The sequence below is a fragment of the Rhizobium sp. FKY42 genome, assembly GCF_005222835.1.
Classification (GTDB): domain Bacteria; phylum Pseudomonadota; class Alphaproteobacteria; order Rhizobiales; family Rhizobiaceae; genus Neorhizobium.
Window position 1 is genome coordinate 530,007 of the sequence record NZ_STGA01000029.1, and the last position, 24,876, is coordinate 554,882.

General features: G+C 58.5%; 25 protein-coding genes. 14 read left to right on the forward strand and 11 right to left on the reverse strand.

Annotation, left to right across the window (positions count from 1 at the left end):
• Positions 1-24 precede the first annotated feature (24 nt).
• On the forward strand, positions 25-621 hold the full coding sequence (locus E8M78_RS13420; RefSeq protein ID WP_137135503.1) for a histidine phosphatase family protein: 597 nt from the start codon (positions 25-27) through the stop codon (positions 619-621).
• Positions 622-742: 121 nt separating this feature from the next.
• Here E8M78_RS13420 and E8M78_RS13425 read toward each other — a convergent pair whose 3' ends face one another.
• Positions 743-1,003 (reverse strand): DUF1344 domain-containing protein, encoded by a 261-nt coding sequence (locus E8M78_RS13425; protein ID WP_137135922.1) that lies wholly within the window; start codon positions 1,001-1,003, stop codon positions 743-745.
• Positions 1,004-1,327: 324 nt separating this feature from the next.
• On the opposite strand from E8M78_RS13425, the gene E8M78_RS13430 reads away from it, so the two are divergent.
• Positions 1,328-4,498, forward strand: a complete 3,171-nt coding sequence (locus E8M78_RS13430) for an EAL domain-containing protein (RefSeq protein ID WP_246658317.1) — start codon at positions 1,328-1,330, stop codon at positions 4,496-4,498.
• Positions 4,499-4,727: 229 nt separating this feature from the next.
• Positions 4,728-5,828 carry a chorismate synthase gene (gene aroC / locus E8M78_RS13435; RefSeq protein WP_137135504.1) on the forward strand — a complete coding sequence of 367 codons (1,101 nt, stop codon included), beginning with the start codon at positions 4,728-4,730 and terminating at the stop codon, positions 5,826-5,828.
• Positions 5,829-5,842: 14 nt separating this feature from the next.
• On the opposite strand, the gene E8M78_RS13440 is transcribed toward aroC, so the two are convergent.
• Positions 5,843-6,256, reverse strand: coding sequence for a GNAT family N-acetyltransferase (locus E8M78_RS13440; RefSeq protein ID WP_246658318.1), 414 nt, complete (start codon positions 6,254-6,256; stop codon positions 5,843-5,845).
• A gap of 13 nt (positions 6,257-6,269) precedes the next feature.
• Positions 6,270-7,463: a winged helix-turn-helix domain-containing protein gene (locus E8M78_RS13445; RefSeq protein WP_137135505.1), complete on the reverse strand. Its 1,194-nt coding sequence runs from the start codon at positions 7,461-7,463 to the stop codon at positions 6,270-6,272.
• Positions 7,464-7,638: 175 nt separating this feature from the next.
• Here E8M78_RS13445 and E8M78_RS13450 point away from each other — a divergent pair, with 175 nt between their 5' ends.
• The 3 genes from E8M78_RS13450 to E8M78_RS13460 are packed head-to-tail and all read left to right on the forward strand — an operon-like array spanning position 7,639 to position 9,489.
• A complete protein-coding gene (locus tag E8M78_RS13450) occupies positions 7,639-8,274 on the forward strand; it encodes an ABC transporter ATP-binding protein (RefSeq protein WP_246658319.1) in 636 nt (211 codons plus the stop codon).
• Positions 8,268-8,885 (forward strand): energy-coupling factor transporter transmembrane protein EcfT, encoded by a 618-nt coding sequence (locus E8M78_RS13455; RefSeq protein ID WP_137135507.1) that lies wholly within the window; start codon positions 8,268-8,270, stop codon positions 8,883-8,885. Before E8M78_RS13450 ends, E8M78_RS13455 begins: the two co-directional genes overlap by 7 nt.
• Before the next feature lie 40 nt (positions 8,886-8,925).
• The gene (locus E8M78_RS13460) at positions 8,926-9,489 is read left to right on the forward strand and encodes a biotin transporter BioY (protein WP_062553033.1); all 564 of its coding nucleotides are present in this window, start codon (positions 8,926-8,928) and stop codon (positions 9,487-9,489) included.
• Between the two features lie 6 nt (positions 9,490-9,495).
• Here E8M78_RS13460 and E8M78_RS13465 read toward each other — a convergent pair whose 3' ends face one another.
• Positions 9,496-9,897, reverse strand: coding sequence for a thioesterase family protein (locus E8M78_RS13465; RefSeq protein ID WP_137135508.1), 402 nt, complete (start codon positions 9,895-9,897; stop codon positions 9,496-9,498).
• A gap of 178 nt (positions 9,898-10,075) precedes the next feature.
• Here E8M78_RS13465 and E8M78_RS13470 point away from each other — a divergent pair, with 178 nt between their 5' ends.
• Together E8M78_RS13470 and E8M78_RS13475 are read left to right on the forward strand one after the other, a co-directional pair.
• Complete coding sequence (locus E8M78_RS13470; RefSeq protein ID WP_137135509.1) at positions 10,076-11,011, forward strand: histone deacetylase family protein; 936 nt, start codon at positions 10,076-10,078, stop codon at positions 11,009-11,011.
• A 2-nt stretch (positions 11,012-11,013) separates the two neighbouring features.
• Complete coding sequence (locus E8M78_RS13475) at positions 11,014-11,268, forward strand: exodeoxyribonuclease VII small subunit (RefSeq protein ID WP_137135510.1); 255 nt, start codon at positions 11,014-11,016, stop codon at positions 11,266-11,268.
• A gap of 180 nt (positions 11,269-11,448) precedes the next feature.
• Here the strand turns inward: E8M78_RS13475 and E8M78_RS13480 are convergent, their stop codons facing one another.
• A complete protein-coding gene (locus E8M78_RS13480; RefSeq protein ID WP_246658336.1) occupies positions 11,449-12,612 on the reverse strand; it encodes an ROK family protein in 1,164 nt (387 codons plus the stop codon).
• 277 nt (positions 12,613-12,889) lie between these two features.
• Between E8M78_RS13480 and xylF the strand changes: the two genes are divergently transcribed.
• The 4 genes from xylF (at position 12,890) to E8M78_RS13500 (ending at position 16,908) form a co-directional block, all read left to right on the forward strand.
• Positions 12,890-13,930 (forward strand): D-xylose ABC transporter substrate-binding protein, encoded by a 1,041-nt coding sequence (gene xylF / locus E8M78_RS13485; RefSeq protein ID WP_137135512.1) that lies wholly within the window; start codon positions 12,890-12,892, stop codon positions 13,928-13,930.
• Positions 13,931-14,047: 117 nt separating this feature from the next.
• The gene (locus E8M78_RS13490) at positions 14,048-15,370 is read left to right on the forward strand and encodes a sugar ABC transporter permease (protein WP_137135513.1); all 1,323 of its coding nucleotides are present in this window, start codon (positions 14,048-14,050) and stop codon (positions 15,368-15,370) included.
• Positions 15,371-15,384: 14 nt separating this feature from the next.
• Positions 15,385-16,170, forward strand: coding sequence for an ATP-binding cassette domain-containing protein (locus E8M78_RS13495; RefSeq protein ID WP_137135514.1), 786 nt, complete (start codon positions 15,385-15,387; stop codon positions 16,168-16,170).
• Positions 16,171-16,425: 255 nt separating this feature from the next.
• Entirely contained in the window at positions 16,426-16,908 is a 483-nt protein-coding gene (locus tag E8M78_RS13500; protein ID WP_137135515.1) for a hypothetical protein, read from the forward strand.
• 94 nt (positions 16,909-17,002) lie between these two features.
• Here the strand turns inward: E8M78_RS13500 and E8M78_RS13505 are convergent, their stop codons facing one another.
• Genes E8M78_RS13505 through E8M78_RS13525 form a run of 5 tightly spaced genes read right to left on the reverse strand, consistent with a single transcriptional unit; the run spans position 17,003 to position 20,964 of the window.
• Positions 17,003-17,911, reverse strand: coding sequence for a homocysteine S-methyltransferase family protein (locus E8M78_RS13505; protein ID WP_137135516.1), 909 nt, complete (start codon positions 17,909-17,911; stop codon positions 17,003-17,005).
• Positions 17,912-17,941: 30 nt separating this feature from the next.
• Positions 17,942-18,631 carry an ABC transporter permease gene (locus E8M78_RS13510; protein ID WP_137135517.1) on the reverse strand — a complete coding sequence of 230 codons (690 nt, stop codon included), beginning with the start codon at positions 18,629-18,631 and terminating at the stop codon, positions 17,942-17,944.
• Positions 18,632-18,641: 10 nt separating this feature from the next.
• Entirely contained in the window at positions 18,642-19,367 is a 726-nt protein-coding gene (locus E8M78_RS13515) for an ABC transporter permease subunit (protein ID WP_137135518.1), read from the reverse strand.
• A 12-nt stretch (positions 19,368-19,379) separates the two neighbouring features.
• A complete protein-coding gene (locus E8M78_RS13520) occupies positions 19,380-20,153 on the reverse strand; it encodes a transporter substrate-binding domain-containing protein (protein WP_137135519.1) in 774 nt (257 codons plus the stop codon).
• A gap of 31 nt (positions 20,154-20,184) precedes the next feature.
• Complete coding sequence (locus E8M78_RS13525; RefSeq protein WP_137135520.1) at positions 20,185-20,964, reverse strand: ABC transporter ATP-binding protein; 780 nt, start codon at positions 20,962-20,964, stop codon at positions 20,185-20,187.
• Between the two features lie 186 nt (positions 20,965-21,150).
• Here E8M78_RS13525 and E8M78_RS13530 point away from each other — a divergent pair, with 186 nt between their 5' ends.
• On the forward strand, positions 21,151-21,621 hold the full coding sequence (locus E8M78_RS13530; protein WP_137135521.1) for an Lrp/AsnC family transcriptional regulator: 471 nt from the start codon (positions 21,151-21,153) through the stop codon (positions 21,619-21,621).
• Between the two features lie 40 nt (positions 21,622-21,661).
• On the opposite strand, the gene E8M78_RS13535 is transcribed toward E8M78_RS13530, so the two are convergent.
• Complete coding sequence (locus E8M78_RS13535; RefSeq protein ID WP_137135522.1) at positions 21,662-23,665, reverse strand: DEAD/DEAH box helicase; 2,004 nt, start codon at positions 23,663-23,665, stop codon at positions 21,662-21,664.
• Between the two features lie 255 nt (positions 23,666-23,920).
• Between E8M78_RS13535 and E8M78_RS13540 the strand changes: the two genes are divergently transcribed.
• Positions 23,921-24,838, forward strand: coding sequence for a pirin family protein (locus E8M78_RS13540; protein ID WP_137135523.1), 918 nt, complete (start codon positions 23,921-23,923; stop codon positions 24,836-24,838).
• Positions 24,839-24,876: the final 38 nt, after the last annotated feature.

The window sequence follows — 24,876 nt, forward strand, 5'->3', positions numbered from 1 at the left end:
CCGGCAACAGACGGAGCACGTGCTTTGCTGATCTACATGATCCGCCATGGTCAGACCGACTGGAATGCCGAAGGGCGATTGCAAGGCCAAAAGGATATTGGCCTGAATGACACAGGGCGGGCTCAGGCCCGCCTGAACGGGCACACCTTGCGCGACCTTCTGGGCCCAGAGGCGCCGCATTTCGACTATGTGTCCTCCCCGCTTGGCCGCACCCGCGAAACCATGCAGTTGGCGCGAACTGAAATGGGCCTCGATCCCATGGCCTATCGCACCGATGAGCGGTTGGTGGAGCTTTCCTTCGGAGACTGGGAGGGTCATACGCTGGACGACATCCGTGCCGTGGCGCCGGATCGCCTCAAGGCACGCTCCCGCCATAAGTGGTCCTTCATTCCACCGGGCACTGACGCGGAAAGCTATGAGATCCTGTCATGGCGCGTCGGCGCCTGGCTGCAAACCGTAACCCAGCCCACAGTCTGTGTTGCCCATGGCGGCGTTGTTCGCTCCATCCTGAAACTCGTGGGAGGATGGGACGAGATGGAAGCCGCGAAATGCGACATTCCGCAGGACAAGGTGCTGATCATAGACCGCGATGCGGGCAAGGCGCAGTGGTACGCACAATAGAACGGAATTCGATCTGATTGAATCAGATCGGCACTCTATCTGTATGTTTGTCACGCATAACTTTCTCGATCCTCGTTTCACTCCGGTCGGATTATGCTGTAAACGGGAAGCGAACAGGCCGTTACTGTCTGACCTGCAAGTCGTCGATCATCCGGTTTCCGCCGACCACCGTGTAAAAGACGACGACCTTCACACCTGACTTCAACCCGTCGAAGTTGAATTCTTCCGGTACCTTGTAGGTTTTGCCGTCATCAAGCGTGATGGAAAGCTTCTTTGTATCAACGGCCTTGATCGTGGCTTCGACATCCATGCTTTGAGCGGAACTGGCCAGGGGCGACAGGATGCTGGCAGTGGCGAGGAGAGCCGCAATCAGGAGACGCATGGAGATATTGCTTTCATTAACGGATCGAGTGTCTTGTTTCGACACATAATTTTCTGCCAGATTGTGGCGAAATTCGACCCCGATGATGACGATTTCCGGCTTCTTCCACAGATCACAAAACGCGATCCGGTGCTCCAGGTGGCGATATGATGCTTTATACCGCAGCATCCGTCAAACTTGCTTCGAGGCGATGATGTTCTGACGATTTACCACAGTGGAAAACAAGAAATCACAGGGCAGTTAATGCTGTTCATCTAAAGCAGAAAATTAACTCGCGCCCCTTAGTTTTGATCCCAATGGTTGTAGAACAGGATGACATGGCTGGTGCGGTTTCTCTCTTCACTCACTATTTTCAAGCGGGAGAGCCCTCAATTTCTGACGCGGCGTACGCCGCTTGCCATGGCTTTTGTCATGGTCATCGGGATCATAGCGCTCGGACTCGTCATCGATCTTGAGCGCACATCGCGGCATCAGGCCGAATTGCGCGAGTCGGCTGAACATTCTCTCGCCGACCTCCTGCAGAAAATCGACGGACATTTGCGCAGAGATCTGATGATTGCCGATAACCTGGCGAATGTCTTGCGGTATAAATCTCGTTTTTCCCCTGTACAACTGAATGACGAGGCGCGATCCGCTCTGCAGATGAACGGTCACATTCGCGCAATTGCGGTTGCGCCGGACAACAGGCTCAGTCATATCCTGACCCGCGACGGCACCATCGATCTGTCGAGCAGTCAGCCGCACTCGGACCAACAGAACCTGCACCTGAAAATTCTGGCTCGACAATTGGGCGAGCTTTCCCCGACGCAGGAGCCAATACTCCTGCCTGATCCGGAACAGGGCGTCCTCAACCTTGCGGTTCCCGTGCCGGGTGCAGACGAGCAATCGTGGGGATCACTGATTCTCCTGATCGACCGCAATGCATTTCTGTCGGACGTGGGCCTTGATGCCCCATCCTCCAGCGTTTCCCTGCAGCACGCCGAAAGCACCCACTCCCTTCATGTTTCCATCGAGCATCGCGGTCTGAATGGTACGTCGCCGATCACGGGGAAACCGCATGCCGGAGATATCCTTGCTCTGTCGGGCCAAGTGGACCTGTTCGGAACGGGCCATTGGCACATCCGCGCGATCCCACAGTCGGGCTGGGACGCTGCTCCCGAAGATCTGGTTCCTTTTCGCATCTTCCTGACGCTGACAGGCTTGGCGGTCATCATTCCGATCATCGTCGCAGCCTTCCTGATCGGCGAGCGCAACCGCAATATCCAGATGCTGAAGGCACGTGAGGCCAATCTCCTGGAGTTGTCGCAGCGTTTCAACCTCGCCATGGAAACCTCCAATATCGGCATCTGGGAGGTTAAGGCGGATAATCATCTTATCTGGGACGAGCGGGCAGCCATCTTGCACGGAAAGAACCCCGATATGGAGGCCAACAGGCTTGAGGAATGGCTGGATCTGATCGTGCCGGACGATCTTGCCGCGGCAGAAGCCCATTTCTTCACGACGATCTGCTCTTCGGAGCCCTGTACGAATATCTACCGCATCCGTACCGCACAGGGCGAGATCCGCTATCTGCGATCGGCGGGCGCAAGCTACCGCAAGAGCGACCTGACGACCCACACGACGGGCATCGTCTGGGATGTCACCTCCGACATGATGGTCAACAAGACGCTGCTCGAAGCCAAGGCCGACAGCGACATCAAGAATGCCGAACTGGAACTGGCGCTTGACGAGCTTTCCAATCGTGAACAGGAACTGGAAGAGCTTTCAACGCGTCTCAACCTGGCGCTTGCCTCCTACAATTGCGGCATATGGGAATCCGTTCCGAGCGGCGGTGGCGAATTGTGGGACGAGCGCATGTGCCAGCTTTACGGCATTCCCTACACAGGACGCGTCATCAGCCACGAAACCTGGATCGACATGATCCATCCCGATGACCGGTTCATGGCTCGTCCGCTGATCGGCATGTTGCCCAATGATCTTTCTGCAGCGCCGCTAACGGTGCGCGTGCCGCAACCCGATGGAACAAGCCGCTATGTGCGCTCCATCGGCAAGACGCATGTCATGCGTGACGGTTCCACCAAGCTGGTCGGCATCGCCTTTGACGTGACCGGCGACATGCTGATGACGCAACAACTGCAGGCCGCCAAGCGCGAGGCCGAGGCCAAGAATGTGGAACTGGAACTGGCGAAGCACCGCATCGAGCACAATGCGCTGCATGATCCGCTGACCGGGCTGGCCAATCGCCGCAAGCTGGACATGGAACTGGATGCGCTGACGCAGAAGAGCCACAGCGAGCGAACCCATATCTCAATCCTCCATCTCGATCTCGACCGCTTCAAGCAGATCAACGATACTCTGGGGCACGCGGCCGGGGACGCCATGCTGGTTTATGCCGCCAAGATATTGACCCGCAGTGTTCGCGCCGATGATATCGTTGCACGTATTGGCGGGGATGAATTCGTTATCCTGGTGCAGGGAACCAGCGACCCGGATGTCGTGGCCGAGCTCTCCAGCCAAATTATTACAGAAATTCGCCAACCGCTCGATTATGACGGCTTTTCTTGCCGATGCGGCGTTTCCATCGGCATCGCGCAGGCCAGCGGAACCCGTATCGATGGGCGCAAGATGCTGGTCAATGCGGATATTGCGCTCTACCGGGCGAAAAATCTTGGCCGTAACCGCTTCGAATTCTTCACGCAGAACCTGCAGTCGGAGATCATTACCCAGAAGAGAACAGCCGATGAGCTTCTGACAGCCATTGAGGAACAGCAGTTCGTGACCTGGTACCAGCCGCAATTCTGTGCAAACAGCATGAAGCTTACCGGCGTGGAAGCCCTCGTGCGGTGGCGTCATCCGCATCGCGGCATTCTGGCGCCGGATGCATTCCTGGGCATTGCCGAAGACCTGAACGTGACTGCGACACTCGACCAGATCGTTCTCGAAACCGTTCTCAAGGATCAGATGCGGTGGGCGGCCGTCGGGATCGACGTGCCGAAGGTATCGGTCAACGTGTCTTCCAAGCGTCTCAAGGACGAAGGCCTCATCGAAACGCTGAAAACACTCCAGATCACGCCCGGACGTATCTCTTTCGAACTGATTGAATCGATCTTCCTCGATGAAAGCGAGGACTGCGTGACCGCCAATCTGGAGCGCATCAAGGCGCTTGGGATCGACATCGAGATCGACGACTTCGGGACGGGGCATACCTCGATCGTCAGCTTGCTGAAACTCAGGCCCAAGCGCTTGAAGATCGACCGCCAACTCGTGATGCCGATCCTGGAGTCCCGTCAGGAGCTGACGCTCGTACGCGCGATCATTGACATCGCCAAATCGCTTGGGGTTGAGACAGTGGCTGAAGGCGTGGAGACCATGCAGCACGCCAAGATGCTTCGGGACATGGGCTGCGACCTGTTGCAGGGTTACGCCTTCTCGCGTCCCCTACCCTTCGAGAATTTCAGCACAATGGCACTGGCAGGCTTCCAGAAGGCCAGTTGATCCAGACAGGTCTAATGCATGTCGCGCTCAACCGAATTCGGTTGAGCGGAACGAACATGCATCAATTTAAAGTCTTACAGCGTCGTTCGCGCGTTCAATCGAACGCGCCGCGCTGTAGGACCGGCGAACGGATTGCCCGATAAAAGGGCTTTCCTCGTGCAGGTCTTTTCAACTATGACAAACCCGATTTCAAAGGGAGCGGCTCTTCGCCGCCGAATGGTCGGGTCTCATGTCGCACAACACATTTGGTCATCTCTTCCGCGTTACAACCTGGGGTGAAAGCCATGGTCCCGCGCTTGGCTGTGTGGTGGACGGCTGCCCTCCCGGCATCACCTTCACGCTCGATGATCTGCAAATCTATCTCGACAAGCGCAAACCCGGCCAATCCCGTTTCGTGACGCAGCGCCGCGAAGACGATATCGTGAAGGTGCTCTCGGGTGTCATGATCGCCGAGGACGGGTTGACAATGACCACGACGGGCACGCCGATCTCCATGCTGATCGAAAACACCGATCAGCGTTCAAAGGATTATGGCGATATCGCCCGCCGCTATCGCCCTGGCCATGCCGACTTTGCCTATGACGTGAAATACGGCATTCGCGACTATCGCGGCGGCGGTCGCTCATCTGCCCGCGAAACCGCAGCACGTGTGGCAGCGGGTGCGCTCGCCCGCAAGATCATTCCCGGCGCGACCATCCGCGGGGTGCTGACCCAGATCGGCAAGCACAAGATCAATCGTGACAACTGGGACTGGTCGCAGGTCGATCAGAACCCGTTCTTCTGCCCGGACGCTGCCATGGTGCCCGTGTGGGAAGAGTATCTCGATGGCATCCGCAAATCCGGTTCCTCCATCGGTGCGGTCATCGAAGTGGTGGCCGAAAATGTGCCGGCCGGTCTTGGCGCGCCTCTCTATTCGAAGCTCGATCAGGATATCGCCTCGCTGCTGATGTCGATCAATGCGGTGAAGGGTGTCGAGATCGGCGAAGGCTTTGCCTCTGCCGAATTGAGCGGCGAGGAAAATGCCGACGAAATGCGCATGGGCAATGATGGCAAGCCGCTTTTCCTCTCCAACCATGCAGGCGGTATTCTGGGCGGCATTTCCACCGGCCAGCCCATTATTGCCCGCTTCGCCGTAAAGCCGACTTCCTCGATTCTGACGGAGCGCCAGTCTATCGACGCCGATGGCAACAACGTGGATGTGCGCACCAAGGGCCGTCACGACCCTTGCGTGGGCATTCGCGCCGCCCCTATTGGTGAAGCCATGGTGGCCTGCGCGATTGCAGACCACTTCCTGCGTGATCGCGGCCAGACGGGCAAGCAGCGCGACTAATTATTTCACTGCGGTTACCGTCCAACGATCATCGACATGCCGAGCGAGCGCGGCGCGGTTTCACTGAAGCCATATTGCTCGTACAGGCGGTTTGCGGGTACATCGGCAATCAGGCTGACATAGGCCGTTTCCGGCAGGTTCTCCCGGATGTAATCGGTCAACGCACCCATGATCTTCTTGCCTAAGCCCTGCCCCTGATGGGCGGGGTCGACGGCAATATCGGTGATCTGAAAAAAGCAGCCGCCATCACCGATGATGCGGCCCATGCCGATAACGTCCTTGCCGTGGCAAACAGAGACGCCGAAAATCGTGCCCTTCAGGCCGATGCGTGAAGCCTCTTCGGAAAATGGCGTCAGGCCCGAAATCTTCCGCAGCCGCATGTAATCGGCAAGTTCGGGAGTGCGCAGTTCCACGCTATAGCCATTCATATCAGTCCTTCCCTCAATCATTGGCCAACCAGCGATCGGCATACTCCACGCGTTCCACTCCGGTAAAACGAGCAAGCCGTACAAGCTCTGCGTTCAGGCGCTCCAGTCGTCCGGTGGACGGTTTGACGCCCGGCTCCAGCCACAAACGCTTGACGCCAAGAACGCTTGTCTTTCGATCCGCCTTCATATCTATGCGACCAATCATGCGGTCCCCCTCCAGCAAGGGGAAGACATAGTAGCCGTATTGCCGCTTGGGTTCGGGCACGAATATCTCGATGCGATAGAAGAAACCGAACAGTCTCTCGGCACGGTTCCGGTCCCGCAGCAGTGGATCGAACGGTGACAGGACGCGGATGCGCTGCGGCGGTGCCGGCGGCTCAAGCAGCGAGGATAGCTGTTCCTTCAGCGCGAAGGATGGGCGTGGGGAACCATCGACGCTGCTGATCGATACGGCTTGCAATTCCTCGCGGTGGCTATCCACCCAGATTTTCGCCTCCTGCGGGGAAACCAGCGCCCAGAAGGCGGCGATCTCTCCATGTGTCGCAAAACCAAGCCGGGAAAGCGCCGAGCGACAGGCCCAATCCACAAATTCATCGTGGCTTACCTCTGGCTCATAATGATGAGGCGGGATTACGCGCTCGGCCAGATCATAGACCTTCTGGAAGTTCTCCCGCCGCGCGATGGCGAGCTTGCCCGTATGCCACAAAAATTCGAGCGCGGTTTTCGATGGATGCCAGTTCCACCAGCCACCAGCTTTATGATCCTGCGCCTTCACATCCCGCGACATCGTGGCTCCCAGCGTGCGTATGCGCTGATAGGTTTCCTCGAAAGCGCGATCGAACCCCTCTCCCTGCCACTTGGCCCAGTTCTCCATGATCTTCGCCTCGCGGCGGACAAAGCGATGCTTCCAATAGGGAAAGAAGGCGGATGGAATGACCGAAGCATCATGCGTCCAGTGCTCGAACAGGCTTCTTTCTTTCTCCAGCAGGTGCGCCAGATCCTCTCGCCGATAGGTCTGGTTGCGGGAGAAAAGGATCTGGTGATGCGCGCGCTCCACCGTCTGGACGCTATCGACCTGAACAAAACCGATTGTCTCGATCAATTCCTGCAGGCCCTTGGGCCCAAGCGCACGGTTTGGCGCTGCGGCAAGGCCCTGCCGTTCCAGAAACATTCGCCGTGCACGCTCGTTTTCGATCAGAATCGTCATAAACCGCACGCTAGCGCCTGTTCTTGTTTTGTTCAATGCGGCTTGCAGATTTTTCCGCCTTCAGACAGGCATTCCCCTGATCGATGCTGGAGGTTATAGAGACTGCGGAAACGGATAGAGGCCTTCACGGTTGCGCATTCAACTTGAAAACGTGGGTTTGAGCTTTGGAGAACGGGTGGCGCTTCATACGCTTTCGCTTGAGCTGAGCGAACACCGGATTGGCGTGATCGGCCTCAACGGGTCCGGCAAAACGAGCTTTGCGCGGCTCATTGCGGGTCTGGCAAGGCCAACCGCTGGCAGGGTTCTGCTGGATGGACTGGATACGGTCGAGCAGGCAAAGGCACTTGAAGGGCGCACAGGGTTCATTTTTCAAAACCCCGGCAACCAGATCATTCTGCCAATCATCGAGGATGACATTGCGCTGGGCCTGAAAAGCCGGGGCGTAGATGGGGCTGACCTGACGCAGCGCGTTTCGGCTGCGCTCAACCGGTTCGGCATCGAGGATCTGGCCAGACGCAGACCACACGAGTTGTCCGGCGGGCAATTGCAGCTCGCGGCGCTGGCCGCCGTAACGGTGACGGAACCGGATCTTATTCTGTTCGACGAGCCGACCAATCAACTGGATCTGCGCAATCGGGCCATCGTCAAGGACACAATTGCCAACCTGCCGGAACAGGCCGTTATTGTTTCCCACGATCTGGATCTGGTCGCCGGCTTCGAGCGCGTGCTGGTATTCCATGAGGGACGGCTTGCCTTTGATGGCTGGGGGCATGAGGCCCTCCGCTTCTATCGCGAGCTGGCCGGATGCTGAACAGCCTGCACATCGAGGGCGCAAGCTGGCTTCACCGGATGGGAACCGGCTGGAAGCTTTTCGCGCTGTTCGTAATCAGTCTCGCGCTCACACTGATCGACAACCTACCGGTGCTGGCAGGCGCACTCTTTGCATCGCTGATTGTTGCGCGCAGTATCGGCATGAAGGAAAGGATGCTGTGGCAGAGAACCAAGCCGGTGCTCTTGACTATTGCCTTTCTTGCGCTTGTCAACATGGTGCTCCTGTCACCGCGCGACGGTCTGGTCATTCTTCTTCGCCTGCCTGCCATCCTGTTTTTTGCCAGCGCGGTGACGGCCAGCACATCCCTGTCAGCCTTTATCGATTGCCTGACGCGCGCCGCCATGCCGCTGGAGAAAATGGGCCTGTTGCGCGCTGCGGATCTGGGATTGGCGCTCGGTCTCGTCTTGCGTTTCGTGCCGGAAATTCATGAGCGCTATCGCGCCTTGAGGGATGCGCATCAGGCGCGTGGAATCCCGGTCAAATTGCATCGTCTGCTCGGTCCGCTGATCATTTCAACGCTGAAGGATGCGGATAGCATTGCTGATGCGATTGACGCGCGCGGCATTCGAGGCCAGAAAAGCCGCCATTAATCTTTCTTTAAAGAGGCGCTCCGCCTCGACAGGAGTTTTCATGTCCACCAGAGATCTCGTGCTTGCGGCGCTGTTTACAGCCATCATAGTTGTTCTTGGCCTCATTCCGCCGGTTCCGCTGGCCTTTCTGCCGGTACCGATCACCGCGCAGTCCATGGGTGTCATGCTGGCGGGCTGCATCATCGGTGCCACGCGCGGCGCTCTGGCCTATGTTCTGCTGGTCGTGCTGGTGGCGGTCGGTCTGCCGGTCCTGTCCGGCGGTCGCGGCGGACTTGCCGTCCTCATGGGGCCGACGGCAGGCTACATCTTCGGCTGGATTGTCGGCACCTTCGTCACTGGCCTTCTCGCCCAGCGTCTCGTCAGCGAGAGCCAGCCTGCGCTTCGCCAGATGGCGGGTTTCCTGATTGCGGGCGTCGTGGGCGGAATCGTGGTCGTCTATGCCATCGGCATGCCCTGGCTGAGCTTCATTACCGGCACGCCATTCGACAAGGTCGTCACCGGCTCGGTCGTCTTCCTGCCCGGCGACATCCTGAAGGCTGTGATCGCATCGCTGGCGGCGCGCGCCGTCATGGTCGGTTACCCGCTCCTGCCACAGCGGGCCTGAGTTTCCTCAATCGAGGAAGCGATACAGCCAATCACGCAGCTCTTCGGAAAGCGGTGCCGGTGCGCCGCTTTGCCGGTCGCAGGCGCTCCAGATGATTTCGGCCTCCGCCACCGGCTCGGTGCCGCGGTGCATCAGGACGGAAAAGCCCGCTGAGCGACCGCCGATCTTGCTGACGCGTACCGTCGTTTCAATGCGATCGCCAAAGCGCACTGCCCGCAGAAGATTGCAGCTGACCTTTGAGACATAGAAGGCCGGATCGGTGTCCAGCGGCTCACGCTGGTCCCAGAAGCGGGCGAGCGCCTCTTCCGCATGAATGATATAGGCTGCGCTGAACATTTCGCCGCGCATACCGACATCACGAAACGGCACCTCGAAGGCCTGCCGGTTATTGATCTGTTTAGCCGTCATTCTGCCCCTCAACCGGTTGCCCGGCCTTCCACCCCTTTAATGCCATTAAAGAGCACGGATGCCCTGCCCACAAGCAGGAAGCGGTGGGTGGTCAGAGCAGACGGCTTGAAATCTCATCACATATGAGCCATTTCGGTGACGCCCGCCTTTTTGGTTGAAGCGGCAGGAGGCCGAGTGCATGACGACCCGCCTGTACGAAAACAAGATTTTCCTCGAACACAATACGCCTGAAGGCCATCCTGAACGCGCCGACCGGCTGCGCTCTCTGGCACTGGCGCTGGAGCACCCGAATTTCGAGCGTCTGGAGCGTGTTCAGGCACCGCAAGCCAACGAAGATTTCGTTCTGTTGGCGCATCCGGAAGAGCATCTTTACTCAGTCATGCGCGAGATTCCCGAAGAGGAAGGCCGCATCCGCCAGATCGAGGCGGATACCCATGTCAGCCAGAAAAGCCTGCAGGCCGCACTGACCGGCATTGGCGGCGCGATTGCTGCGGTGGATGACGTGTTCAACGGCAAGGTCGACAATGTATTCGTTGCCTCCCGCCCTCCCGGCCATCATGCAGAAAAATCCAAGGCCATGGGCTTTTGCCTGTTCAACAATGTCGCCATTGCTGCACGCCATGCGCAAAAGACCTATGGTGTGGAGCGCGTTGCGATCGTGGACTGGGACGTTCACCACGGGAACGGCACACAGGACATTTTCTGGGACGATCCGAACGTGCTGTTCTGTTCCACCCACCAGATGCCGCTTTACCCCTGGAGCGGAGAACTCAGCGAAACCGGTGCGCACAACAATATCATCAACGCACCGCTGGAGCCGCATGCGGCGGGCGATCATTTCCGCGAGGCGTTTTCGACCCGCGTGTTGCCTGCCCTACACAATTTCCGTCCGGATTTCCTGTTGATATCTGCCGGTTTCGACGCGCATCACCGCGATCCGCTGGCGCAGATCAATCTGGTGGGCGATGATTTCGATTGGGCGACGGGGCGCTTGATGGAAGTTGCCGGACGCTATGCGGGCAACCGCCTCGTGAGCCTGCTGGAAGGCGGCTATGATCTTGAAGGGCTGGCAGAATCCGCCGGACTTCACATTTGCAGACTGATGAAGGGTTGAGGATGAGCGACAGCGCAGCAAATCAGGATGTGGGCAGCCTGAGCTTCGAAAAGGCAGTTGCAGAGCTGGAGGGCATTGTAACCCGGCTGGAACGTGGCGACGTGGCACTCGACGAGTCGATCGCGATATACGAGCGCGGCGAAGCCCTGAAGAAGCATTGCGAGACGCTTCTCAATGCGGCGGAGAACCGGATCGAAAAAATCCGTCTCGATCGTGCAGGCAAGCCGCAGGGTGTGGAGCCTCTCGACGGGGAATAATCGCAGACCGCGAGGGAACCCGAAGAAGGCTCCCGCCGTTCTCGGGCCATGGCAAGAGATACCGGACCCCGCGCCCGCAAGGGCATGATCAGCTTTGTTTTGACCATATTTTTCGTGGCCCTTGTTTTGGCCGCGATTTACATGATCGGCTTCACGCCCGGCGAAACGAATTGATCGGCGTCACCTGACCTGCGTGACACGATGGTCGATGGCGTTCAGGGCCCTGTCGACATGACCCTCGAACACCAATGTCTGTTCGTCCTGCACCAGCGATATCGCTGGCTGACCGTTCAGCCTCACATGCAACGACTGTGACAACCCTTCCTCGACACCGCCCGTCAGGAGATCGTAGAAGCGGTTGCCGGGGCCGGTGATGGCAACCGGCATGTCGCCCGCAAGACTAAGCACGCGCGACAGCCCCTGCCCCAGCGCCAAGCCTGCCTGACGAAAGGCATATTGCGCCATGCGATTGCCTTGACGGGCCGACTGGGCAATCTTTTCCATTTCCGCAAGCGGAACGAACTTGGCGGGAATCGTATTTGGCGGCACCTGGAAGGCCAGGCGCAGGATGCCGTAAAAGCCGGCCGATGCCTCGATACAGCCATAGGCGCCGCAACGACAGAGCCGGTTATCTGGAGCGTTCAGCATATGCCCGAAATTCGGAGCGGTCGTCATGATTTCGCCTGCCTCCATGCGCGCAATACCCAGGCCGATGCTGTGGCCGAGCGACAGGGCAACAAGCCCGTTCGGTGGCATTTCCGATCTTGACGATTGACGCCGTGCCAAGGCCTGAACCACAAGCAGGGTTTCATTGCTGAGCGACAGATGACAATTGGGATAGGCATCGGCCAGCACGGAAAAATCCACCTCTTCCCGGCCCAGGACAGGCGACCAGACGAGCCTGCCGATCTCCGACTCCACGATGCCCTTGCTGCTCAATGAGAGCTGGCTGAAAGCCTCTGGCGAAAGCTTTGAGCGTCCCAGAAGCCTCGCAAGCGATGCGGCGATATCTTGTAGAAGCGGACCGGCCCTTGCGACGTTGACATCCCGGACCGTGCTGAACCGGTCGATCAGTTTGCCGCGGTAATCGGAAAGCGCATAATGCAGGGCATCTGAGGAAATCTGTACCGAAACCGCATAGGCAAATCCGGCAGCCCGCTCAAACAAGACACGGGGCCGCCCTCGCCCACTGGGCGCGCTCTGCTCCTGCCGTTCGATGGCACCTGTCTTCTCCAGATCGACCGTCACTGCCGTCACGGTGGCCGAAGCCAAACCCGTAAGTTCCGAAAGCTCCGTATGGGAAAGCGCGCCCTTTAGCCGCAGTACGCCAAGCACGGCCAGCATGTTCTGGCGGCGCAGAAGCTCGGTTCCTGGCTTGGCAGCCAACGAACGCTGGCCCGATGGCAGATCTATGGATGGCGTGGCTTTCATCCACATGATTTCGCACTCAACTACTCAAAAAGGGCTGTTGACACCCTGCACTCCATCTGCCAGATATTTTCTCGACTGTCGAGAAAAACAATTTCCAGCATGGGAGCAGGGATTGTCGACGGTATTCGGGCGGGGGAGGAACGGGCCTGAAAGGTCCGGGCGCTGCCGCGTATTCACTCGGGAGGTTTTAATGAAATCAGTTCTCAAGCTGATGGCCGCTGCGGCTGTCATCACCGCCGTACACGCTCCGGCTTTCGCCAAGGATCTCGTGGTTGGCGTATCCTGGTCCAACTTCCAGGAAGAGCGTTGGAAGACTGACGAAGCAGCGATCAAGAAGGCGCTCGAGGCCGCTGGCGCGAAGTATATTTCTGCTGACGCCCAGACATCTGCCGCAAAGCAGCTGACCGACATCGAAAGCCTGATCTCGCAGGGCGCCAACGCCCTTATCGTGCTGGCACAGGATTCGTCCGCCATCGGCCCGGCCATTGAAAAGGCAACCAACGAAGGTATTCCGGTCATTGGCTATGACCGCCTGATCGAAAACCCGAAGACCTACTACATCACCTTCGACAACAAGGAAGTCGGTCGTCTGCAGGCAAAGGAAGTCTTCAAGGTCAAGCCACAGGGCAATTACGTGTTCATCAAGGGCGGCTCCACCGACCCGAACGCAGATTTCGTCTTCTCCGGTCAGCAGGAAGTGCTGAAGGAAGCTATTGCTTCCGGCAAGGTGAAGAATGTCGGTGAAGCCTATACCGATGGCTGGAAGCCGGAAATTGCCCAGAAGAACATGGAGCAGTTCCTGACCAAGAACAGCAACAAGGTCGATGCAGTCGTTTCCTCGAACGACGGTATGGCCGGTGGCGTTGTGGCCGCTCTCGAAGCGCAGGGTCTTGCCGGTTCCGTTCCGGTCTCCGGTCAGGATGGCGACAAGGCTGCTCTGAACCGCATCGCGCTCGGCACGCAGACTGTCTCCGTCTGGAAGGACAGCCGCGAGCTCGGCAAGAAGGCCGGCGAAGTGGCTGTTGCTCTCGCAAAGGGCACCAAGATGGAAGCTCTTCCGGGCACGCAGAAGTTCAAGGGCGGCGCCAAGGGCGTTGAAATGAACTCCGTATTCCTGACACCGATCGCCATCACCAAGGACAACCTGAACATCGTTCTCGATGCTGGCTGGATCTCCAAGAAGGAGCTTTGCCAGGGTGTAAAGGCCGGTTCCGTGAAGGTCTGCAGCTAAGCTCGGACTTTAGAAGTCGATCATCGGCAACAAAAGTTCCGCAAGGGACGTCGCAGCACAACTGCGGCGTCCTTCGCTCGCGGAGGCTTGCCGACAAGAAGAGGGAGTTCAAGGCTTATGACGGATCAAACCATTCCGGTCGCCATCAAACCCGCCAGTGGCGCTCGCGCGGCACCCGGCAACCCGCTCAAGCGCTTCTTCCAGGCCACGGAAATCGACACGCGCCTTCTGGGCATGGTCGTGGCGATGCTGCTGATCTGGCTGGGTTTCCACGTTCTGTCGGACGGCCTGTTCCTGACATCGCGCAACCTCTGGAACCTTTCGGTTCAGGCAGCCTCCGTTTCCGTCATGGCAACGGGCATGGTGCTGGTCATTGTGACGCGCAACATCGACCTCTCTGTCGGCTCGATCCTTGGCTTCGTCGGCATGATCATGGCTGTCACGCAAACAAAGTTTCTGCCCGTATGGCTGGGCTATGATCATCCGCTGACATGGATTCTGGCGCTGAGCATCGGCATCGCTCTCGGTGCGGCCATCGGTGCCTTTCAGGGTGCTATCATCGCCTTCCTCAACGTCCCTTCCTTTATCGTCACACTCGGCGGTCTGCTGGTCTGGCGTGGGGCGGCATGGATGGTGACGAGCGGCGCGACCGTTGCACCCATGGACACGAAATTTCGCCTGATGGGCGGCGGTGCAGATGGCTCCATCGGTGCGACGGCCAGCTGGATCGTCGGCGTCATCGCCTGTGTTTTCATCGTGTTGTCCATCCTGCATTCGCGCAAACAACGCAAGCGCTTCGGCTTTCCGCTGAAGCCAATCTGGGCCGAATTCTTTGTCGGTATAGCCAGCTGCGGCATCGTTCTCGGCGCGGTGAAAGTGCTCAACAGCTATTACATGCCGGTCAATCTGGCGCGGCGCTATGCGGAAGAGCATGGCATTGCCTGGCCGGAAAATGGCCTCGATATTCCGCTCGGCATCGCCATTCCTGTTCTCATTGCGCTCAGCATTGCCATCGGCATGAACTTCCTGACGAACCGCACGCGCTTTGGCCGCTACGTCTTCGCTATCGGTGGCAACCCGGAAGCAGCAGAACTGGCCGGTATCAAGACCCGCTGGGTAACCGTTCGCCTGTTTGCCCTGATGGGAGCGCTCTGCGCCATCGCAGCCGCCATTTCCACCGCACGCCTCAACGCCGCTACCAATGCGCAAGGCACGCTGGACGAGCTTTACACCATTGCCGCGGCCGTTATCGGCGGCACCTCGCTGGCCGGTGGCGTGGGCACCATTGCCGGTGCGGTTCTCGGCGCGCTGGTCATGCAATCGCTGAATTCCGGCATGGTTCTGCTCGGCATGGATGCGCCCTTGCAGAGCATCGTGATCGGCATGGTGCTGGTGCTGGCGGTCTGGCTTGACACCATCTATCGCGCAAGAGCCCGCTAGAAGGAGCAGGAAAAATGACGCAAAACAAAACACCTCTGGTGGAAATGCGCAACGTTTCCATCTCCTTCGGCGGCATTCACGCGGTCGATGGCGCTTCGGTGGATCTCTTCCCCGGCGAAGTCGTGGCTCTTCTCGGCCACAACGGTGCGGGCAAATCCACCCTCATCAAGATCCTCTCCGGCGCCTATCGGCGTGATTCCGGCGAGATCCTCATCAATGGCGAAGCGGCGGACATCAACAATCCACGCGATGCCAAGAAATACGGCATCGAGACCATCTACCAGACGCTCGCCGTTGCCGACAACGTCGATGCCGCCGCCAACCTCTATCTCGGCCGCGAGCTTCGCACGCCCTGGGGCACGCTGGACGATGTGGCGATGGAAGCCAAGGCGCGCGAAGTCATGGGCCGCCTGAACCCGAACTTCCAGCGCTTCAAGGAACCGGTGAAGGCATTGTCCGGCGGTCAACGCCAGTCTGTCGCTATCGCCCGCGCCATTCTGTTCGACGCCCGTATCCTCATCATGGACGAGCCGACGGCAGCACTTGGACCGCAGGAAACGGCGCAAGTTGGCGAGCTGATCACGCAGTTGAAGCGCGAAGGCATCGGCATCTTCCTGATCAGCCACGACATTCATGACGTGTTCGATCTGGCAGACAGGGTGTTCGTGATGAAGAACGGCCGCGTGGTGGGCCATGCGCGTACTGAAGATGTGACCAAGGATGAAGTTCTCGGCATGATCATCCTCGGCAAGGTGCCGCCCGGCGCCACCGCCGGCCCCGGCGCCATGCAGATGGCGTGAGGGTAACATTCTGCAATCGAGCGGCGGGCCAAGTGCCCGCCGTTTTGGTTTCAAGAGCTGTGTTACGGCGTCAGAAAAATGTTTAACCCTTACAGAGATTGGAGGGCTTTCTCATTATGATCCACAATCATATTATACTATTAAATTGAATTTACTCAGATTTTGCATTTTCTAGTTGTGCCTCCAGCGCCGGGAGCTACGCTGCGCCCATGCTTGGATCAATAAGTAATGAATGCTCTTATGTAGATGTACCCAATGTACACTGTCCCAACCAGAAACCTGATATTCGCGGCCTTTGCGACGGCTTATTACGCAATACTTGTTTATGCCTATGCTCATCCGGCTCCATACCGGCATGAGGAAAAGAAGCACGAAGCCATTGTTGCGACGATCAATTACCTGATGAAGCCGAGGCAACTGCGAACAGAGTTCGCACGGAACGAACTTGCGAAGTATCAGGACAATGGGGAGCTTTTTCTTAAAGATTACCCAAAATGTTGCAGCGCCTCTATGTACTATAGAGGTCTTTCGCCTAGTTACTTTGAAAAATTTTCATCAATCTCCAAGGTTTCAACCACACTTGGAACTTATTTCAACATGGAAGATTATGGGGTCTTCATATCAGTTGATGCATTAACATTTTCGTTTGAAGGAGGCGCAGACGTCACAGCAAATGGTTTTATTAGAGATTATTGGGGACCTGTTATAAAGGAAAATAGACCCAAAGCACCGACTTGAATGGATTAGATCGGTGCTCTGACTTTCCGTTTGTGAGGGATAATCTTTTCGATCCCTGCTTCAATTCAGTCGGATCATGCTCTGGAGCCCTCCCTCACCTTCCCCGCAGAACACCGGCCAGCGTGTGGATGTGGGCCGCACCGATGCCGCAGCAGCCGCCGATGAAGCTGGCGCCCGCATCGGCCCAGTTGCAGGCAAAGCGGGAATAGGCATCGTCCGTCAGGTCCTTGCGGGTTTCGTGCAGGCCTTCGTTGGCAGCACTCTCATCCGCATCGGCCTCAAAGGCGTTGGCATAGACGCCGATTTCGATCGAGACGCCCTTCTCCTTGAAGATGGCGGACGCCGTGCGTACCGCCGCTTCCATGACTTCCGGCTTGGCGCAGTTGAACATCAGCGCCTGTGCGCCGGAACCTGCCGCCCAGAGCGCTGCATCGACCACCGTCTCGCCGGAGCGAAGTTTCGGTTCTCCGCCCTTCACCTGTGCCTCGTCATCGGCCAGCGTGAACGAGATCCAGAAGGGCTTGCCCGTACCCTTCACTGCGACACGCACCGCCTCTCCCTCGGCGATCAGGCTCAGCGTTTCGCCCAGCCAGACATCCGCATAGGCGTCGAGGTTTTCCACAAGCACCGAGAGATAATCCTGCACGCGGGAGGGATCAAAATTCTCAGGCTCATAGGAGCCAAAGATCGGCGGAAGACCACCTGCAACTGTGACCGGACGGCCCGCCTTATCCGCTGCCTGTCGCGCCAGTTCACCGGACAGGCGGATGAGCTGAGGGCCTTCGGAAGCGAAACGCTCTTCCCCAATGTGGAACGGCACCAGTGCATAGGAATTGGTGGTGATGACATCGGCGCCGGCGGCGATGAATTCCTCATGCACCTGCCGCACGATATCCGGGCTATTGATCAGCGCCAGCGCCGACCATTCCGGCTGCTTGAGTTCAGCGCCGAGACGCAGGAGTTCCCGGCTCATGCCGCCATCGAGAATTTTGAGCGTCGTCATAGGATTACCTCATGGAATTCGGATTGAAGCTCAGCGTCGGATCGGCACTTGTGCTTCGACAAATTTGAAGCTGCGGGCAATCACGGCCGTCAGCGCGACATAGAAAAGGGTCACCACGAGCAGCGGCTCGTAGACCAGCAGCGTGTCCTGCCGGACCTTGTAGGCAACCGCATAGAGATCCATGACCGTGACGGTGAAGGCGAGCGGCGTAGATTTCAGCTGCAACACAACCTCGCCCGCAATGGTAGGCAGCGCGATACGGATGGCGCGCGGCAGCCAGATGCGGCGCACCAGCGTGAACGGGCTCATGCCAACAGCGCGGCCTGCTTCCAACTCGCCTTTGGGCACCGAGAGAAGCGCGCCCCGCAGGATGACGGCCTGATAGGCGGCAAAATTCAGCGTGAAGGAGACCGCGGCGAAGAAGAAGCCTTCGCGCAGAATGGGCCAGAGAAAGCTTTGCCTCAGACCCGGCACCAAAGGCAGCAGCGAGCCGACACCGTAATAGAGCAGCCAAAGCTGGATAAGCAGCGGTGTTCCACGCAGGAAGGTGCAATAGGCGCGCGAGAGATTACGCGACAGAAGGCCTCCAGACACCTGGGCAAAGGCAAGACCGATGGCGAGCACGAAGCCCACGCAGACCGAAATCACCAACAGCGATATGGTCTGTATCGCGCCGTCGATCAGAAGCGGCCAGTATTTCGCAATCCAGTCGAACCGCATCCTATCCTCCTCAACTCAACTGTGGCTGGCCGCGCCGCACGCGGCGTTCCAGTGCGGTGAAGACGAGGTTGGAGACGAGCGTGATGGCGAGATAGAGAAAGGCCGCCGCGAGGAAGAACAGGAAATATTGCTTGGTGTTTGCCCCTGCCAGTCGCGTTGCAAGCGCCAGTTCCTGGTAACCGACGACGGCAACGAGAGCGCTATCCTTGGTGACGGACATCCAGAGGTTTGCCATGCCCGGCAGCGCATTGGGCAACAATGCCGGAAGTGTGACACGGCGAAAGGCAAGCAAGGGTGAGAAGCCGAAAGCCTTGGCCGCATCGATCTGCCCTGAAGGCACGGCGAGGATGGCACCGCGCAGCACTTCCGTCATGTACGCACCCTGCACAAAGCCCAGCACGGAAACGGCTGCAACAAAGCCGTTGACCTCTACCGTTGGCAGCGACAGCGCGCTCAGCAACCGGTTCAGTCCATCCGTTCCCGCATAGTAGAGGCCGACGATGAGAATGAGTTCCGGCACCGCGCGAATGATGGCCGTATAGGCACTCAAGCCGCCTACCAACAGGCGATTGCCGGAAAGCTTGCTGAGCGCACCCGCAAGGCCAATGGCAAGGCCGATGGCATAGGCGCAGACCGAGATGGCGACGGTCGACAGGGCACCGGTCAGCAGCACCCCGCCCCATCCCGGAGGATAGGGGGAGAGCAGTTCCCAAACACTCATCTGGCTCGCCGCCATCCGGGACGTTCCTTACTTCGCGCCGTAGATATCGAAGTCGAAGTATTTCTTGGAGATCTGATCGTACTGGCCGCTGGTGCGGATCTTTGCGAGAGCGGCATTCAGCTTCGCCTTCAGCTCCGTATCGCTCTTGCGCAGGCCACCGCCGACGCCGATACCCAGAACGGCCGGATCATCCGCCACATTGCCCATGTCTGCGCAGCAGTTCTTGCCTGTCTCGCTCTTCAGAAATTCGGCAAGCGCGATCGAGTCACCAAACACATAGTCGATACGCCCATTGACGAGATCCTGGAAGGCTTCGTCCAACGTCTGATAGGTTTTCTGGTCCGCCTGCTTGGCGAAATACTTGTTGTAGTATTCCGTCTGGATGGTAGAGACCTGAATGCCGATGGTCTTGCCCTTCACGGCATCTGCCGTCGCGCCGGGCTTCTGGTCCTTCGGACCAATCAGCTTGCTTGGCGTGTTATAGTACTTGTTGGTGAAATCGATCGTCTTCAGGCGCTCTTCCGTGATCGACATGGAGGACCAGATGACATCGAATTTCTTCGCATCCAGCGCCGGGATCAGACCATCCCAGGATGTTTCGACGATGGAGCATTTCTCCTTCAGCTCGGCGCAAACGGCATCCATCAGCTCGATTTCCCAGCCTTGCCACTTGCCGCTCGCATCCTTGGCGAAGAAGGGCGGATAGGCCTCGTTCATGATGCCGAAGCGAATTTCAGCGTGAGCGGCAAAGGCCGACGCCACGAAGGCGGCAGAGGCGAGCAGAAGAGAGAAAGGCTTCATCAGGCAATCATCCTTGTTTTGCGTTGAGATGTCAGCGGGAAAAACCGCTGGTGAAGGCGCGCGCCCGCTCCGTCAGCGGGGCATCGAAAATCTGTTGCGGCGGCCCCTGTTCTGCGATATCGCCTTTATCGAGGAAGACGACATGGCTGGACACATCGCGGGCAAAGGCCATTTCATGCGTCACGAGAAGCATGGTGCGCCCCTCCTCCGCCAGATCGCGGATGACCTTCAGCACCTCGCCCACCAGTTCCGGATCGAGCGCGGAAGTCGGTTCGTCAAACAGCATCACAGCCGGATCCATGCACAGAGCCCGCGCAATGGCAGCCCGCTGCTGCTGACCGCCAGACAGGAAAGCCGGGTAGACATCGCGCTTATCGGACAATCCGACCTTTGCCAGCAGCGCCTCAGCCTTCTCAATGGCTTCGCGGCGTGACTTTCCCTGAACATGGATCGGGGCTTCGATCAGGTTTTCCAGAACCGTGCGATGCGCCCAGAGATTAAAGCTCTGAAACACCATGCCGAGCCCGGTGCGCAGCCGCTCCAGCTGGCGGCGATCCACCGGCTCAAGCCCTCCCTGGCGCGCAGGCTTCAGCTTCAGTTCCTCGCCTGCCACGATGATGCGGCCCTGGTCCGGCTTTTCCAGCAGGTTGATACAGCGCAGAAGCGTGCTCTTGCCGGAACCGGATGAGCCGATGATGGACAAAACATCACCGCTATTTGCTTCAAGCGAAATGCCACGCAGCACCTCAAGGCCCGAGAAGGTCTTGTGGATGTTTTCCACCTGCAAAGCTGCAACGCTGGTTTGAGGCATTCGTTCTTCTGTCACAATTGAATTTGCGCACAATAAAGGTTCATTGCGCGGATTTTCCTCGCTTCATGCCTTAATGACGCATAAAACAGTCACAGATGAGAAACAGGCGCATATTTTCCCCAGCAACGAGGGAAAATTCATCTCAGAACGCGTCTCTTTACAGAAGTCGTATGTGAGGAGTTTGAAATGGCGGAAGCACTGGATAGTTTTGATCGTGCCATTCTGCATCTTGTTCAGAAGGATTGCCAACTGAAGGCAGAAACCATTGCCGATGAAGTGGGCCTTTCCGCATCCGCCGTGCAACGCCGACTAAAGCGGCTTCGCGACAACGGGATCATTCAGGCGGAGGTGGCGGTCATCAATCGCAAGGCGACCAGTTTTCCGATGACCTTCATAGCGGGCATGGAAATAGAGCGCGATAATTACGATGCGCTGGCCCGCTTTCGCCAGTGGGCGGAAAAGCAACCGAATGTTCAGCAGGTGTACTATGTCACCGGTCAGGTGGATCTGATCGCCATTATTACTGCTCGCGATGTGGAGCATTACGACGACATCAGCGCCCAACTGATGGCCGACAATCCGCAGATCAAACGCATGACCACCAATGTGGTGCTGCGCGATGTAAAGACGGGACTGTTCATTCCGATGGAGGAGTAAGAAAAGGCCCGGATCGCTCCGGGCCTTTGCATATCATGAATTACCAGGTCTTGCCCTTGGCATTGGCCTGCTTGGGCTTGCCTTTCTTGGCGAAGGGCTTTGCCCCATCCTTGAACGGAGCCTTGGCGGCGTAGGGCTTTGCGCCTTCCTTGCGGGCGGGTTTTTCGCCGCGCGCGGGCCGATCCGAGAAAGGACGCTCGGAGAACGAACGCTCGCCTGCCGGGCGGTCTTCATTGAACCGCTTCTTCGGCTTGTCCTTGGTCCACTCGCCGCCACGCTCGCTTCCGCGCTCGCCACGAGGCTCCTTACGGCTGTCCTCGCGCGCCGGGCGATCTTCATAAGCGCGCTTGGCAAACGGCTTGTCGTTGCTGCGGTTTTCGAACGGACGCGAAAGATCCGGCACGCCATCCAGCTGCTTGACGCGCACGCCACGCTCCAGCGTCTTGTTCGGACCGATGGCGCCGAGGAAGTCATCCACCTGATCGGCGGCAATTTCCACGAAGGTTTCTTCCGGCTGCATCTTGATCGCGCCGATGCTGGCCTTGGTCAGGCTGCCATTGCGGCACAGCATGGGGATGAGCCAGCGCGGCTCTGCATTCTGCTTACGGCCAACCGACAGCGAGAACCAGACGGCGGGGCCGAACTCGCCGCGCGGCGTGCGCGGTGTCGGCTCGAATTCCTGACGCTCACGGCCACCTTCGCGGGGCTTGCGAGCATCCTTGCCCTGCACGGACACTTCGATCAGATCTTCCGGGGCTGCATTGCGGGCGCGATGAAGCGCCACGAGAGCTGTGGCCAGACGCTCGGCTCCATATTGTTCGGAAAGCTTGGCAATCAGATCCTGCTCTTCCTCGCGTGCTTCCTCGGCAAAGATCGGATCGTTGAGAAGGCGTTCCTGATCACGGGCAATCACCTCGTCGGCGCTTGGCGGACGCACCCAGTTCGGCGTCACATCTGCACCGCCGAGAAGACGCTCCGCCTTGCGGCGCTGGTTGACCGGCACGATGAGCGCGCTGATGCCCTTGTTGCCGGCGCGGCCCGTGCGGCCCGAGCGGTGCAGAAGCGTTTCGGAATTGGTGGGCAGGTCGGCGTGAATGACGACTTCGAGACCCGGCAGATCGATGCCGCGAGCCGCGACGTCCGTTGCAATGCAGACGCGAGCGCGGCCATCACGCATGGCCTGCAGCGCATGGGTACGCTCGTTCTGGGTTAGTTCGCCGGAAAGCGCCACGACCGAGAAGTTACGGTTGCTGAGGCGGGCCGTCAGATGGTTCACATTGGCGCGGGTGGAGCAGAACACGATGGCGTTTCTGGCTTCGTAATAGCGCAGAACGTTGACGATGGCGTTCTCGCGATCCGCCGGAGCCACGACCAGCGCGCGATATTCGATATCGGCGTGCTGCTTTTCTTCAGACGCAATCTGAATGCGCACCGCGTTGTTCTGGTACTGCTTGGCAAGCTTTGCAATGCCGGACGGAACGGTTGCCGAGAACATCAATGTGCGGCGATCTTCCGGCGCGGATTCCAGGATGAATTCCAGATCCTCGCGGAAGCCGAGGTCCAGCATCTCGTCGGCCTCGTCCAGAACGGCGACGCGAATGTTGGACATATCCAAGGCGTTGCGGCGAATATGATCGCAAATGCGGCCCGGCGTGCCGACCACGATATGGGCACCACGTTCCAGCGCACGGCGTTCGTTACGGATATCCATGCCACCGACGCAGCTGGCAATCACAGCGCCTGCCGGCTCATACAGCCAATCGAATTCGCGCTTCACCTGAAGGGCAAGCTCACGGGTCGGCGCAATGATCAGCGCCAATGGCGCTTCCGCACGGCCAAAACGCTCGCCGTCATCCAGCAGGTTCGGCGCGATTGCGATACCAAAGGCAACAGTCTTGCCGGAACCGGTCTGGGCTGAGACCAGAGCATCGGAACCGGACAGGTTTGGATCGAGCATGGCTTCCTGAACAGGCGTCAGGGTTTCATAACCGCGTTTTGACAACGCCTTGGCAATCGCCGGAACGGCGTTCTTCAGATCGGACATCACTTCTCTTTCGGAATGGGGATGAGCGCATTGGCGCGCCGCTGCCCCTAGATCGAGAGCCGTTCTGAGTGCAGCGCAACATTGCGCTCTCCCTACTCATTTGTTGAGCAAATGTCAAAGCCGGGAAAGCGAGGTCTGCTAGAACCTTCTTGCATGGCTAATGCTAATACTTGCCGGGTTCCCGGTCAGTTCTGCCTATCGCCGCGCGCTTGGACCCACTAAACTAACGGCAAACCAACAGGAAAGCGCGCGATCATGTCCTTCTTCCCCGGCAACGATCCCGAACCCGGCGATGCCTTTGCCTGCGATGCGATCGAAAACCTGATCATTCCGCGCTCCAGCGATATTGGCGGGTTTTCGGTGCGCCGGGCCCTGCCCACCCGCCAGCGGCGACTTGTGGGTCCTTTCATCTTCTTCGATCGCATGGGACCGGCGGTCCTTCGCGCGGACGAGGCGCTGGATGTGAAGCCGCATCCGCATATCGGCCTTTCCACCGTGACCTATTTGTTCGATGGAGAGATCAAACATCGCGACAGCCTCGGCACAGAACTTGTCATCCGCCCCGGCGACATAAACCTGATGACGGCGGGACGCGGCATCGTGCATTCGGAACGCACGCCTGAAAACCTGCGCGGCAATCCGCTTTCCATGTCCGGCCTGCAGACATGGCTGGCGCTGCCGGACGACAAGGAAGAGATAGACCCAGCCTTTGCTCACACCGCCCGAAGTGAAATGCCGCTGATCGATCTGGCGGGCGTTTCAGGACAGGTTGTGATCGGCGTGCTGGATGGCTTGAAGTCCCCGGTACACACCTTCACCGATACGCTTTATGTCGACCTGCGCCTGGAGGCTGGCCGTCGCTTTCCCTTCTCCGCAGCCCATGAGGAACGCGCGATCTATGTGCTGTCGGGTTCGCTGGTGGTGGCTGGCGACCGGTTTGCACAGGATCAATTGCTGGTGTTTCGCCCGGGCGATGAAATCACGCTGGAGGGCGGGCCGGAAGGCTGTCACATCATGCTGTTCGGCGGCGCGGCGCTGAACTCTAAACGCTATATCTGGTGGAATTTCGTGTCTTCCTCCAAAGAACGGATCGAACAGGCCAAGGAAGAATGGCGCACGGGACGCTTCGATATCGTTCCCGGAGACGAAGAAGAGTTCGTGCCTTTGCCTTGAGCCGGGAATCCTATAGAAGCGCGGCAGTTAACACTTGA

What these genes read in the sequence shown, in the direction of transcription:
- E8M78_RS13425 (WP_137135922.1), bottom strand. Translation starts at nt 1,003, where the DNA reads ATGCGTCTCCTGATTGCGGCTCTCCTCGCCACTGCCAGCATCCTGTCG.
- aroC (WP_137135504.1), top strand. Translation starts at nt 4,728, where the DNA reads ATGTCGCACAACACATTTGGTCATCTCTTCCGCGTTACAACCTGGGGT.
- E8M78_RS13440 (WP_246658318.1), bottom strand. Translation starts at nt 6,256, where the DNA reads ATGAATGGCTATAGCGTGGAACTGCGCACTCCCGAACTTGCCGATTAC.
- E8M78_RS13445 (WP_137135505.1), bottom strand. Translation starts at nt 7,463, where the DNA reads ATGACGATTCTGATCGAAAACGAGCGTGCACGGCGAATGTTTCTGGAA.
- E8M78_RS13455 (WP_137135507.1), top strand. Translation starts at nt 8,268, where the DNA reads ATGCTGAACAGCCTGCACATCGAGGGCGCAAGCTGGCTTCACCGGATG.
- E8M78_RS13460 (WP_062553033.1), top strand. Translation starts at nt 8,926, where the DNA reads ATGTCCACCAGAGATCTCGTGCTTGCGGCGCTGTTTACAGCCATCATA.
- E8M78_RS13465 (WP_137135508.1), bottom strand. Translation starts at nt 9,897, where the DNA reads ATGACGGCTAAACAGATCAATAACCGGCAGGCCTTCGAGGTGCCGTTT.
- E8M78_RS13470 (WP_137135509.1), top strand. Translation starts at nt 10,076, where the DNA reads ATGACGACCCGCCTGTACGAAAACAAGATTTTCCTCGAACACAATACG.
- E8M78_RS13475 (WP_137135510.1), top strand. Translation starts at nt 11,014, where the DNA reads ATGAGCGACAGCGCAGCAAATCAGGATGTGGGCAGCCTGAGCTTCGAA.
- E8M78_RS13480 (WP_246658336.1), bottom strand. Translation starts at nt 12,612, where the DNA reads ATGCTGGCCGTGCTTGGCGTACTGCGGCTAAAGGGCGCGCTTTCCCAT.
- xylF (WP_137135512.1), top strand. Translation starts at nt 12,890, where the DNA reads ATGAAATCAGTTCTCAAGCTGATGGCCGCTGCGGCTGTCATCACCGCC.
- E8M78_RS13490 (WP_137135513.1), top strand. Translation starts at nt 14,048, where the DNA reads ATGACGGATCAAACCATTCCGGTCGCCATCAAACCCGCCAGTGGCGCT.
- E8M78_RS13495 (WP_137135514.1), top strand. Translation starts at nt 15,385, where the DNA reads ATGACGCAAAACAAAACACCTCTGGTGGAAATGCGCAACGTTTCCATC.
- E8M78_RS13500 (WP_137135515.1), top strand. Translation starts at nt 16,426, where the DNA reads ATGTACACTGTCCCAACCAGAAACCTGATATTCGCGGCCTTTGCGACG.
- E8M78_RS13505 (WP_137135516.1), bottom strand. Translation starts at nt 17,911, where the DNA reads ATGACGACGCTCAAAATTCTCGATGGCGGCATGAGCCGGGAACTCCTG.
- E8M78_RS13510 (WP_137135517.1), bottom strand. Translation starts at nt 18,631, where the DNA reads ATGCGGTTCGACTGGATTGCGAAATACTGGCCGCTTCTGATCGACGGC.
- E8M78_RS13515 (WP_137135518.1), bottom strand. Translation starts at nt 19,367, where the DNA reads ATGGCGGCGAGCCAGATGAGTGTTTGGGAACTGCTCTCCCCCTATCCT.
- E8M78_RS13520 (WP_137135519.1), bottom strand. Translation starts at nt 20,153, where the DNA reads ATGAAGCCTTTCTCTCTTCTGCTCGCCTCTGCCGCCTTCGTGGCGTCG.
- E8M78_RS13525 (WP_137135520.1), bottom strand. Translation starts at nt 20,964, where the DNA reads ATGCCTCAAACCAGCGTTGCAGCTTTGCAGGTGGAAAACATCCACAAG.
- E8M78_RS13530 (WP_137135521.1), top strand. Translation starts at nt 21,151, where the DNA reads ATGGCGGAAGCACTGGATAGTTTTGATCGTGCCATTCTGCATCTTGTT.
- E8M78_RS13535 (WP_137135522.1), bottom strand. Translation starts at nt 23,665, where the DNA reads ATGTCCGATCTGAAGAACGCCGTTCCGGCGATTGCCAAGGCGTTGTCA.
- E8M78_RS13540 (WP_137135523.1), top strand. Translation starts at nt 23,921, where the DNA reads ATGTCCTTCTTCCCCGGCAACGATCCCGAACCCGGCGATGCCTTTGCC.